Annotated in this window: 9 protein-coding genes; 2 read left to right on the forward strand and 7 right to left on the reverse strand. The window is 51.5% G+C overall.

Going from position 1 to position 12,140, the window contains the following annotated elements:
* Positions 1-144: 144 nt before the first annotated feature.
* From ppiD to bolA, 7 genes are all read right to left on the reverse strand, one after another.
* Positions 145-2,019 (reverse strand): peptidylprolyl isomerase, encoded by a 1,875-nt coding sequence (gene ppiD, locus OGY83_RS10735; protein WP_286635849.1) that lies wholly within the window; start codon positions 2,017-2,019, stop codon positions 145-147.
* Positions 2,020-2,287: 268 nt separating this feature from the next.
* Complete coding sequence (gene hupB, locus OGY83_RS10740; protein ID WP_219352570.1) at positions 2,288-2,578, reverse strand: nucleoid-associated protein HU-beta; 291 nt, start codon at positions 2,576-2,578, stop codon at positions 2,288-2,290.
* 190 nt (positions 2,579-2,768) lie between these two features.
* On the reverse strand, positions 2,769-5,123 hold the full coding sequence (gene lon, locus OGY83_RS10745) for an endopeptidase La (RefSeq protein ID WP_003831014.1): 2,355 nt from the start codon (positions 5,121-5,123) through the stop codon (positions 2,769-2,771).
* 184 nt (positions 5,124-5,307) lie between these two features.
* Positions 5,308-6,582, reverse strand: coding sequence for an ATP-dependent protease ATP-binding subunit ClpX (gene clpX, locus OGY83_RS10750; RefSeq protein WP_003831013.1), 1,275 nt, complete (start codon positions 6,580-6,582; stop codon positions 5,308-5,310).
* Positions 6,583-6,708: 126 nt separating this feature from the next.
* Positions 6,709-7,332: an ATP-dependent Clp endopeptidase proteolytic subunit ClpP gene (clpP, locus tag OGY83_RS10755; RefSeq protein ID WP_003021624.1), complete on the reverse strand. Its 624-nt coding sequence runs from the start codon at positions 7,330-7,332 to the stop codon at positions 6,709-6,711.
* 247 nt (positions 7,333-7,579) lie between these two features.
* Entirely contained in the window at positions 7,580-8,878 is a 1,299-nt protein-coding gene (gene tig / locus OGY83_RS10760) for a trigger factor (protein ID WP_003021622.1), read from the reverse strand.
* Between the two features lie 343 nt (positions 8,879-9,221).
* The gene (bolA, locus tag OGY83_RS10765; RefSeq protein WP_003021619.1) at positions 9,222-9,539 is read right to left on the reverse strand and encodes a transcriptional regulator BolA; all 318 of its coding nucleotides are present in this window, start codon (positions 9,537-9,539) and stop codon (positions 9,222-9,224) included.
* Positions 9,540-9,845: 306 nt separating this feature from the next.
* Here bolA and OGY83_RS10770 point away from each other — a divergent pair, with 306 nt between their 5' ends.
* Positions 9,846-10,424 carry a lipoprotein gene (locus OGY83_RS10770; RefSeq protein WP_286635850.1) on the forward strand — a complete coding sequence of 193 codons (579 nt, stop codon included), beginning with the start codon at positions 9,846-9,848 and terminating at the stop codon, positions 10,422-10,424.
* A 44-nt stretch (positions 10,425-10,468) separates the two neighbouring features.
* Positions 10,469-11,944, forward strand: coding sequence for a muropeptide MFS transporter AmpG (gene ampG / locus OGY83_RS10775; RefSeq protein WP_063941308.1), 1,476 nt, complete (start codon positions 10,469-10,471; stop codon positions 11,942-11,944).
* Positions 11,945-12,140 lie beyond the last annotated feature (196 nt).

Consider the following 12,140-nt stretch of genomic DNA (forward strand, 5'->3'; position numbering starts at 1 on the left):
TGTTTTCTCCTTGTTTGTTAACAGTGGAATCACGATAGCGAGGTGCAGAACGGCAGACAAACGGCAAATATCAGAAATGGAAAAGGCCGCGAAAGCGGCCTTTGGTAGATACAACTTTTTGCAATTTTTTGCGAACTGCCTCGGTTATTGCTGCTGTTCCAGCGCATCACCGATTTTAATTTTTGCAGCTTTACGCAGGTTGCTCATCAGCGCTTCGAAGACAATCTGCGCGTTGTTCTGAGTGATCCCCTGAACCATCGCTTTCTTCTGCGCTTCAGGCATAGAACCGGCTTTCACCTCGTCCAACGCCAACAGAACAACGTTACCCTGCATATCGTTCGCTACGCCGTAGCTCGGTTTGTCTTTCGCCGGCAGGCTCAGACCAAAGGCGGCCTGGCTCAGCGGATCCTGACCCGTACGGCTCAGCGTTTTCGCCTCGCCAAAGCTCAGACCCGCCGCTTTCATCGCTTCATCGCCTTTACCGGCTTTCAGATCCGCCAGTAGTTTTTCGGCATCAAGCTTCGCCTGCTGCTCTGCTTTATTGTGCTTAACGAGCGCAGTTACCTGCTCTTTCACTTCAGCCAGTGGCTTCACGGCTTCGGCTTTGTGCTCTGCAATACGCAGCACGAACGCGCGATCGCCATCCACTGTGATGATATCGGAGTTACTGCCAGGCGTACCGTTCTCGCCAACCAGACCACCATTGAAAATGATGTCAGCGACTGGTTTGAAATTCAGTTCTTCCGGCAGGCTGTCACGGCTAAACCAGCCCGTTTCAACCGCTTTCATACCCGCAGCCTGCTCTGCGCCCGCCAGAGATTCGTTATCATTGCTGGCCGCGTCGCTGACTTTCTGCTGCAGTGCATAGTACGCATCCAGCGCTTTTTCCTGCTTCACTTTTGCCGCAATCTCGTCACGGGCTTCGCTCAGCGGTTTAACCTGCGCAGGCTGTACGTCGTCAAGACGCGCAACGAGGAAACCAACGGAAGACTTAATTACGCCAGACAGCTGGCCTTTTTCTTTCAGACCCGCATTTTTCAGCTCATCCGGGGTAGTGGAATCTTCCAGCCATCCCATATCGCCGCCTTTACGGGCAGAGATGATATCGGCAGATTTTTCTTTCGCCAGCGCAGCGAAGTCACCGCCTTTGTTCAGTTCGTCCAGTACCGCTTTGGCTTCATCTTCCGTTTTGGTCTGAATGATGCTGTAGCGGTTACGCTGCGGCTGAGTGAACTGATCCTGATGCTGGTCATAGTAAGACTGAATATCAGCATCGCTGGCTGTCTCCTGCATAGCAGCAGCATCCAGCTTGATGTAGCTCACGCGGAACTGTTCCGGCGTCATAAAGTTGTTTTTATTCTGCTCGTAGTAGCTGGCAACTTCCTGCTCGGTAACAGACTGCTTCGCGGCCAGTGCGTTAACGTCAATCGTCGCCTCGCGCACGATACGCTGCTGTGCGACCAGTGCCGCCAGTTCATCCGTTTCGCCTTTCAGCATGAAGTCCGTACCGGCAACGCCGTTAATCAGCTGCTGTGTCGTGAGCTGATTACGTAATGCCTGAGCGTACTGGTCTGCAGTCATTCCCATTTGATTGACAATCGCGTTGTAGCGGTTGTTATCAAACTTGCCGTCCACCTGGAACGCAGGCGTGGCGAAAATAGCCTGTTTAACCTGATCGTCGCTGATGTTGAGCTTAAGCTCGTGGGAGTACTGATCCAGCAGCGCTTCGTCAATAAGACGATTCAGCACCTGCTGACGCAGCGTTTTCATATAACCTTCGTTCGCGGCCAGCTCAGAGTATTGATCGCCCAGCTGTTGCTGCATGCGGTTACGTTCGCTGTTGAACGCATTCTCGAACTGCCCGCGGCTGATCTCCTGGCCATTCACTTTGGCGGCGAAGTTATTGCCCCCGCCAATCAGGTAACCACTCACGCCGGTCAAAATGAACGACACGATAATGATACCGAAAATAATCTTGAGCACGAGACTGTTAGCAGCCGTGCGTAAGCTGTCCATCATGGTGTAACCACACTCCGCTGTAGATGACTATACGCGTTATCCTCTATGCTGCCCCCGCGTTGACGACAACAACGGCGACAAGGATTTTGAGTATATATGCTTCACGCAGCATAGCGTTTCCTGAACGCTGCGCACAAAGGTCTATTGTGACAAGAAACAGGGGCAATTGTCAGCCCACAACGCGTAGAAAGTACCGGAATTACAAATAAAAAAGGCACATCAGTCGATGCGCCCTTGTACTTCGTCACATCCCCAAAGGGGAAATCACTTAGTTTACCGCGTCTTTCAGTGCTTTACCTGCACGGAAGCCCGGTACTTTAGCCGCGGCGATGGTGATCTCTTTACCTGTTTGCGGGTTGCGACCAGTACGGGCAGCACGCTCTTTAACGGCAAAAGTACCAAAACCTACCAGCGCTACGTCATCACCTTCTTTCAGAGATTCGGTAACAGAAGCAATAATTGCATCTAACGCACGTCCAGCCGCAGCTTTAGAGATATCAGCCCCTGCAGCAATTTTGTCGATCAGTTGAGATTTATTCACTCTTCTCTTCCTCTTTATAATTTATATCGCACCTGAATCCTTCAAAGTGCGAACGCGCAGCAGTTATATCAGGCCTGCCATGCCCTTACAACACCCGTTAATGATGGCAAGCCCAATCCGTTATCTAAATTAGCTATACAAAAAAAGGCTGGCAAGCCCGAAATGGCCTGCCAGCCCTGTTTTTATTAGTGCTCTTTGCGCGAGGTCACTATTTTGCCGTCACAACCTGCATTCCAGAGGGTTCATTTTGCAACGCAAGAGTCAGAACTTCCTCAATACGTTTCACCGGGTGAATATTAAGATCGGCAATTACGTTGTCCGGAATCTCTTCCAGGTCACGTTTGTTCTCATCAGGAATTAAGACCGTCTTAATGCCGCCACGGTGTGCCGCCAGCAGTTTTTCTTTCAAACCACCAATTGGCAGAACCTGACCACGCAGAGTGATCTCACCCGTCATCGCCACGTCGGCGCGAACTGGGTTACCGGTAAGACAAGAAACCAGCGCAGTACACATAGCAATACCCGCACTTGGACCGTCTTTCGGCGTCGCCCCTTCAGGTACGTGAACGTGGATGTCGCGTTTTTCGTAAAAGTCCGGGTTAATACCCAGTTTTTCCGCACGCGCACGCACCACGGTCAGTGCAGCCTGAATCGACTCCTGCATGACTTCACCCAGAGAACCGGTGTAGGTCAACTTACCTTTACCCGGTACGCAGGCGGTTTCGATGGTCAGCAGATCGCCGCCCACTTCCGTCCACGCCAGACCGGTCACCTGACCAACGCGGTTTTCGTTGTCCGCGCGGCCATAGTCAAAGCGCTGTACGCCCAGATAGTCGTGCAGGTTGTCGCCATTGATCTCAATATGTTTCAGCGATTTATCCAGCAGCAGCTGTTTCACCGCTTTACGGCACAGTTTAGAGATTTCACGTTCCAGACTACGCACGCCTGCTTCACGGGTGTAGTAACGAATAATGCCCACAATGGCGCTATCGTCGACCGTCAGCTCACCTTTTTTCAGCGCATTACGCTCAATCTGTTTCGGCAACAGGTGACGTTTGGCAATGTTCAGCTTTTCGTCTTCGGTATAACCGGACAGACGGATCACTTCCATACGATCCAGCAACGGTGCCGGAATATTCATGGAGTTCGAGGTCGCAACAAACATCACGTCACTGAGATCGTAGTCCACTTCCAGGTAGTGATCGCTGAACGCCACGTTCTGCTCAGGATCCAGCACTTCAAGCAGTGCGGAAGCCGGATCGCCACGCATGTCGGAAGACATTTTGTCGATCTCATCAAGCAGGAACAGCGGGTTTTTAACGCCCACTTTAGCCATTTTCTGGATCAGTTTACCCGGCATAGAACCGATATAGGTCCGGCGGTGACCGCGAATTTCGGCTTCATCACGTACGCCGCCCAGCGCCATACGGATGTATTTACGTCCAGTTGCCTTAGCGATGGACTGCCCCAGAGAGGTTTTACCTACCCCCGGCGGTCCAACCAGGCACAGGATCGGCCCCTTGATTTTATTTACACGGCTTTGAACCGCGAGATATTCAAGGATACGGTCTTTAACGCGCTCCAGACCATAATGGTCGGTATCGAGGATTTCCTGCGCCTGACGCAGGTCTTTTTTGACCTTGCTACGCGCATTCCACGGCACCTGTACCATCCAGTCGATGTAGCCACGAACCACGGTCGCTTCCGCCGACATAGGAGACATCATTTTCAGCTTCTGCAGTTCTGCTTCCGCTTTCTCTTTTGCCTCTTTCGGCATTTTCGCCGCGTCGATTTTACGCTTCAGCGCTTCGTTTTCGTCCGGCGCATCGTCCATCTCGCCGAGTTCTTTCTGAATAGCTTTCATCTGCTCGTTCAGATAGTACTCGCGCTGGGATTTTTCCATCTGCTTTTTCACGCGGTTGCGAATGCGTTTCTCAACCTGCAGCAGATCGATTTCAGACTCCATCATCGCCATCAGATATTCCAGACGTTCGTTAACGTCGGACATCTCCAGCACGGACTGCTTGTCAGCCAGCTTCAGCGGCATGTGCGCAGCGATGGTGTCCGCCAGACGTGCAGGATCGTCAATGCTGTTCAGCGACGTCAGCACTTCTGGTGGGATTTTCTTGTTCAGCTTGATATAGCCTTCGAACTGGCTGATAGCGGTACGCACCAGCACTTCCTGTTCGCGCTCATCAATAGCTGGCGAGTCAAGGTACTCTGCTTTCGCAGAGAAATGCTCGCCGTTGTCAGACAGCGCAGAAATACGCGCGCGCTGTAACCCCTCGACCAGCACTTTTACGGTGCCGTCAGGCAGTTTCAGCATCTGCAAAATAGAGGCCACGGTCCCGACGGTGAAAAGATCGTTTACACCCGGCTCATCCGTTGACGCTTCTTTCTGTGCGACCAGCATGATTTTTTTATCATGGTCCATAGCCGCTTCCAGACAACGGATAGATTTTTCCCGCCCTACAAATAAGGGTATGACCATGTGCGGATAAACCACCACATCGCGCAACGGCAATACGGGGATTTCAATGCGTTCAGAACGCTCAGGATTCATAGAGCTCTCTCTTAGTTTAGTTTCCGCCAGGTAATCAGGTGGTACGACTGTGCTTCACACCACCTTTAACATGTATGTCAGTATATGGGGATGTTTCCCACACATTCAACGCCATGTTTACGGAAAAATAAAAGGGGAGATAAAATCCCCCCTTTTTAATTAAATGTCTGTATGAATTGATGAATTATTCGCCAGATGCCTGCTGCGCTTCCGGCTTACCGTAAATCAGCAATGGCTTGCTCTGACCGCCAATTACCGACTCATCGATCACCACTTTTTCGACGTCTTCCATAGAAGGCAGATCGTACATGGTGTCGAGCAGCGCGGCTTCGACGATAGAACGCAGACCACGAGCACCGGTTTTACGCGCCATCGCTTTCTTAGCGATCGCATCCAGCGCTTCCTCACGGAATTCCAGATCGACACCTTCAAGATTGAACAACGCCTGGTACTGCTTAGTCAGGGCATTTTTCGGCTCTTTGAGGATCTGGATCAGCGCTTCTTCACTCAGTTCGCTCAGCGTTGCCACAACCGGCAGACGACCGATGAACTCAGGGATCAGACCAAATTTGATCAGATCTTCCGGTTCGACCTGCGACAGCAGTTCACCTTCGCTGGCTTTATCAGACTGTGCTTTTACCGTTGCGCCAAAACCAATGCCGGAGCCGGTTTCAACACGGTTAGCAATCACTTTATCCAGACCAGCAAATGCACCGCCGCAGATAAACAGGATCTTGGAGGTATCAACCTGCAGGAATTCCTGCTGAGGATGTTTACGACCACCCTGCGGCGGAACGGCAGCAACCGTACCCTCGATCAGTTTCAACAGCGCCTGCTGTACGCCTTCGCCGGAAACGTCACGGGTAATAGATGGGTTATCAGACTTACGAGAAATCTTGTCGATTTCATCGATATAGACGATCCCACGCTGTGCTTTCTGCACGTCGTAATCGCACTTCTGCAACAGTTTCTGAATAATATTTTCAACATCTTCACCCACATAACCGGCTTCGGTCAGCGTGGTGGCATCAGCCATGGTGAACGGAACGTCCAGCAGGCGCGCCAGCGTTTCAGCCAGCAGCGTTTTACCGGAACCCGTCGGGCCAATCAGCAGGATGTTACTTTTGCCCAACTCAACGCCATTGCTGGTGTCGCCGTTGCGCAGACGTTTGTAATGGTTGTATACCGCGACCGCCAGCACTTTCTTCGCCTGCTCCTGACCGATAACGTAATCGTCCAGGTGGTTGCGAATTTCATGTGGCGTCGGCAGCGCACTGCGTTCACGGTGCGGTGCTACTTCCTTAATCTCTTCGCGAATGATGTCGTTGCATAAATCAACACATTCGTCGCAGATATACACGGATGGACCGGCAATCAGCTTACGCACTTCATGCTGGCTTTTGCCGCAAAAAGAGCAGTACAACAATTTGCCCGAGCCATCTTTGCGTTTATCTGTCATGGGTCAAAACCTCTTCTTTGTTCTTTGTGCCGCACACGACGACGCAAATGCCATTCTCAGGCGCAAGACGCTAGTCAGCGTTGTGCCGCTCCAGGTAATTATAGCGGCACACCTGCGCACTGGGCATTAATTACGATGGGTCAAAATCGAGTCGACCAGACCGTACTCTACCGCTTCAGAAGCGGAGAGGAAGCGATCGCGCTCGGTATCACGTTCAATCTGCTCAAGAGATTGACCCGTATGATGCGCCATAAGTTCGTTCATGCGCCCTTTTACCTTCAGGATTTCACGGGCATGAATTTCAATATCCGTTGCCTGGCCCTGGTAACCGCCCAGAGGCTGGTGGATCATGACGCGAGAGTTAGGCAGGCAAAAACGTTTGCCTTTCGCCCCGGCAGTCAGCAGGAACGCACCCATTGAGGCCGCCTGGCCCATACAAATGGTGCTGACGTCCGGCTTAATAAACTGCATGGTGTCATAGATAGACATCCCGGCAGTGATCACTCCACCAGGGGAGTTGATGTACAGGTAGATATCTTTTTCTGGGTTTTCTGCTTCCAGGAACAGCATCTGCGCCACGATCAGGTTAGCCATATGGTCTTCGACCTGGCCGGTCAGAAAAATGACGCGTTCCTTAAGTAGACGAGAATAGATATCAAAAGAGCGCTCACCACGTGAGGTCTGTTCAATGACCATCGGCACCAGCGCCATATGGGGTGCAAAGTTATCTCGTTCGCCGCTGTATGACATTTCCGTCTCCTGGATAAAATTTGAAAAAACCTGCTGTGCTGATTGTAACCTTATGGACGGATTATCAGCTAGTCCCTCAGTAATGGGTACGACATCGCCATAATTCAAGCATAACAATCTTTTGTTGTAACGCTAACACTGAAACGCTGTTTTCGCACTCTTCCCATGCAAAATGCGTGACAAAAAAAAACCCGCCACCAAAAGGTGACGGGCTTGCGTACGAAATTCGAGCTAAAAAAGCGACGAATTACGCCTGCTGGTTCATCAGTTCGTTGAAGGAAGTGGCTTTTTCAGTCACTTTCGCTTTCGCCAGAACGGCTTCAACAGCCTGCTCTTCCAGAGCGACGTTACGCATGTTGTCCATCAGCTCTTTGTTTTTGCTGTAGAACTCAACAACTTCTTTCGGATCTTCGTAAGCAGAAGCCATCTCTTCGATCAGGCCTTTAACGCGATCTTCGTCAGCTTTCAGTTCGTTGGTGCGAATCACTTCGCCCAGCAGCAGACCAACAACTACGCGACGCTTAGCCTGTTCTTCGAACAGTTCACGCGGCAGTTCCAGAGCTTGTTTCTCGTTGCCACCGAAACGCTGTGCAGCCTGACGACGCAGAACGTCGATTTCGCTGTCGATCAGAGCAGCCGGAACGTCGATGTCGTTAGCTTTTACCAGACCTTCGATCGCCTGAGACTTAACACGGTTACGCACAGCGCCTTTCAGCTCGCGTTCCATGTTTTTACGGACTTCAGCGCGCAGACCTGCTACGGAACCATCTTCAACGCCGAAACGTTTGATGAATTCTTCAGTCAGTTCCGGCAGTTCGCGTTCTTCAACTTTCTTCAGGTTGATAACGAACTTCGCAGCTTTACCTTTCAGGTTTTCAGCGTGGTACTCTTCCGGGAAGGTCACGTCGATCGTGAACTCTTCGCCAGCTTTGTGGCCTTTAACGCCTTCTTCAAAGCCTGGGATCATACGACCCTGGCCCATCGCCAGTACGAAGTCAGACGCTTTGCCGCCTTCGAACTCTTCGCCGTCTACAGAACCGGTGAAGTCGATGGTTACACGGTCTTCTGCATCAGCAGCGCCGTCTTTGTCTTTCCAGGTAGCCTGCTGCTTGCGCAGGGTATCCAGCATCACGTCAACATCAGCGTCGGTAACTTCAACAACCGGTTTTTCAACTTCGATTGCTTCCAGGCCAGTCAGCTCAACTTCCGGGTAAACTTCAAACTCTACCGCGTAAGTAAAATCTTCACCCAGTTTGTATTCGCCCGGAACGTAGTTCGGTGCGCCAGCCGGATTGATTTTTTCTTTGATGATCGCGTCAACGAAGTTGCGGCTCATCAGGTCGCCCAGAACGTCCTGGCGAACAGACGCGCCATAACGCTGAGCAACAACATTCATCGGTACTTTTCCTTTGCGGAAACCGTCAATACGCACTTTCTTCGCTACGTTGACCAGCTCGCTTTTCACAGCGGTCTCGATGCTGTCAGCAGCGATAGTAATCGTTACACGGCGGCCAAGGCCTTGAGTGGTTTCAACTGAAACTTGCATCTTGTTACCTCAAAAAATCACAGTGCTCGGTCAACTCTTCTCCGCAAGCACAGGTTGTTGGCTTCGCGGAACTGGGATGTTCTCATAAGCAATCACATTCCCTGTCGTCAGAATCATCCCGAAGACATTCCGAAAAATAAGACGCGCATTATAGCGGCATCACTTTTATGAGTCGAGAACGGTTATCGCGCGTTGCTGCGGCTTTTTTCACAATTCCCGGCTAATTTTTGTCTGAATACTGTACGACTGCCCCAGAATTCAGACAAAACAAAACGGCCCGCAGGCCGTTTTCACATAATCTGTAGCAACATACTGGAAAAGCGTCGGTTGTTGCAAATCCGTTTTACGCGATGCTTCCCGCCCCGCGACACGGAGGCGATGCAAAAATCGTATCCTGCAACGCTTCCCACTCCTTAATAGTGTAGGTATGCAGGGCAAGCGCATGAACGGTTGTGGAAAGCTCCGCCGTTAACGTGCTGTAAATCATCCGATGACGATTAAGAAAACGTTCACCTGTAAAGCGATCGCTAACCAGTACAACCTTAAAGTGGCTTTCAGAACCAGCCGGGACATTGTGACGATAGCTTTCATCCACAACTTCGAGGAACACGGGTTCGAACGCTGCCCTTAATTTTTCTTCTATTTGCTCACGAATCATCATGAAATTTTTCCTCCGACAACGCTGAGATGTCACCCATCCCTTTAAATACTAGCCGCTTTTACCGTTTTCATTACACCTTAGCAACAAAAAATTAGCGCTTGTCTGATTTTCTCATTCAAACGGATGAAGTTCACTGATTCCTCACTTCAATTTATTGCAAAAAGTCCGTTTATAGTCTCCACAAAGTCATAAAACGGACAACACAATGAATTTACATGCGTTACCCACTTCCCCTCATCGTTGGCGATGTTATGATGGCGGGAATTTTCTCTAACCATACAATTTAGATTCGCTGAGAGCCCTGGCATGTTTAAAAAAATCCTCGTCCCGTTTGTCGCACTGTTTATGTTAGCTGGATGCGCAACACCGCCGACCACTATTGAAGTCTCCCCGAAAATTACCCTGCCGCAGCAGGACCCGAGCCTGATGGGCGTGACCGTTAGCATCAACGGTGCCGACCAGCGTCAGGATCAAGCACTGGCAAAAGTCACCCGTGACAACCAACTGGTGACCCTGACCGCGTCCCGCGATCTGCGTTTCCTGCTGCAAGAAGTTCTGGAAAAACAGATGACCGCACGCGGTTATATGATTGGACCGAACGGTGCAGTCAATCTGCAAATCATCGTTAGCCAACTGTATGCTGACGTGTCTCAGGGTAGCGTACGCTATAACATCGCCACCAAAGCAGACATCGCTATCATCGCGACCGCCGCTAACGGCAACAAGATGACCAAAAACTACCGCGCAAGCTATTCTGTTGAAGGTGCCCTGCAGGCCTCTAACAAAAATATCGCTAATGCCGTTAACAGCGTACTGACCGATACCATCGCTGATATGTCTCAGGACACCAGCATTCACGATTTCATCAAGCAGAACGCTCGTTAATTTCTGCCCATATGGCCCGGCGTTCGTCGGGCCTATAGAAGCCCATGTCCAGTCATTACTTACGTATTTTTCAGCAGCCACGCTCAGCTATCCTGCTCATTCTGGGGTTCGCCTCCGGTTTACCGCTCGCACTCACCTCCGGTACGCTTCAGGCATGGATGACGGTCGAGAATATCGATCTTAAAACCATCGGTTTCTTTTCCCTGGTCGGTCAGGCCTACGTATTTAAGTTTCTCTGGTCCCCGTTGATGGACCGTTACACGCCACCGTTTTTAGGTCGACGTCGCGGCTGGCTGCTGGCGACCCAGGTGCTGTTGTTAATTTCTATCGCCGCGATGGGCTTTCTGGAGCCTGGCACACAGTTACGCTGGATGGCTGCACTCGCAGTAGTGATCGCATTTTGCTCTGCATCGCAGGATATCGTCTTTGATGCCTGGAAAACCGACGTATTGCCCGCAGAAGACCGCGGCACCGGCGCGGCTATCAGCGTGCTGGGCTATCGATTAGGGATGCTGGTTTCAGGCGGACTGGCCCTGTGGATGGCCGATCGCTGGCTGGGCTGGCAAGGGATGTACTGGCTGATGGCTGCGCTGTTGATTCCTTGTATCATCGCCACCCTGTTAGCACCCGAACCGACTGACACCATTCCGGTGCCTAAAACGCTGGAACAGGCGGTTGCGGCTCCGCTGCGCGACTTCTTTGGTCGTAACAACGCCTGGCTGATCTTACTGCTTATTGTGCTATATAAGCTCGGGGATGCCTTCGCCATGAGCCTGACCACCACCTTTTTAATCCGCGGCGTTGGGTTTGATGCCGGTGAAGTTGGCGTGGTGAATAAAACACTGGGGCTACTGGCCACCATTGTTGGCGCGCTGTACGGCGGGATCCTGATGCAGCGCCTTTCGCTGTTCCGCGCATTGCTTATTTTCGGCATCCTGCAAGGGGCGTCGAATGCGGGCTACTGGCTACTGTCCATCACGGACAAACACATGTTCAGCATGGCGGCCGCCGTCTTCTTTGAAAACCTGTGCGGTGGAATGGGCACGGCAGCATTTGTCGCCTTATTAATGACGCTGTGCAATAAGTCCTTCTCAGCGACCCAGTTCGCCCTCCTCTCCGCGCTTTCTGCCGTTGGCCGCGTTTATGTTGGCCCGGTAGCGGGTTGGTTTGTCGAAGCACACGGCTGGCCGACGTTTTATCTGTTCTCGGTGTTTGCCGCGATTCCCGGTCTGATACTGCTGCTGGTATGCCGCCAGACTCTGGAACATAGCTGGCAAAATGAGAGCTTTATTCCACGCACGGAATTTCGTGGGGCGTACAGTCTGGCATTAATGACGCTGGTTGCGGGCTGCTGCCTGCTGCTGGTTTGGCTGCTGCTGTTAACCATGAACGCGCTGGATTACACCAACTTCTCCTTCCTGCCGGAACTGCTTGAAGTCTCAGTAGTGGTCGCGGTCTGCGGGGTCGTTTTTGGTGGATTGCTGGATTATCTGGCACTGCGTAAAACCCGTCTGGCGTGATGTTGCGTATTTATGCTCTAAATAATTCGAGTTACGGGAAGGCGGCGACGCAGCAAATCCCCAGGAGCTTACATAAGTAAGTGACTGGGGTGAGCGAGGACAAATTCGTCGGGAACGAATTTGAACGCTGTTTACAGCGCCCGTAAGGGTGAGGCCCAGGATGGGCCGAGTTATTGCCAACACACCCGTAGCTTGA

The organism is Citrobacter sp. Cpo090 (genome assembly GCF_030332665.1).
Taxonomy (GTDB): domain Bacteria; phylum Pseudomonadota; class Gammaproteobacteria; order Enterobacterales; family Enterobacteriaceae; genus Citrobacter; species Citrobacter portucalensis.

Coding starts and splice junctions, on each gene's coding strand:
- OGY83_RS10770 (WP_286635850.1), top strand. CDS start 9,846: ATGTTTAAAAAAATCCTCGTCCCGTTTGTCGCACTGTTTATGTTAGCT.
- clpX (WP_003831013.1), bottom strand. CDS start 6,582: ATGACAGATAAACGCAAAGATGGCTCGGGCAAATTGTTGTACTGCTCT.
- bolA (WP_003021619.1), bottom strand. CDS start 9,539: ATGATGATTCGTGAGCAAATAGAAGAAAAATTAAGGGCAGCGTTCGAA.
- lon (WP_003831014.1), bottom strand. CDS start 5,123: ATGAATCCTGAGCGTTCTGAACGCATTGAAATCCCCGTATTGCCGTTG.
- tig (WP_003021622.1), bottom strand. CDS start 8,878: ATGCAAGTTTCAGTTGAAACCACTCAAGGCCTTGGCCGCCGTGTAACG.
- ampG (WP_063941308.1), top strand. CDS start 10,469: ATGTCCAGTCATTACTTACGTATTTTTCAGCAGCCACGCTCAGCTATC.
- clpP (WP_003021624.1), bottom strand. CDS start 7,332: ATGTCATACAGCGGCGAACGAGATAACTTTGCACCCCATATGGCGCTG.
- ppiD (WP_286635849.1), bottom strand. CDS start 2,019: ATGATGGACAGCTTACGCACGGCTGCTAACAGTCTCGTGCTCAAGATT.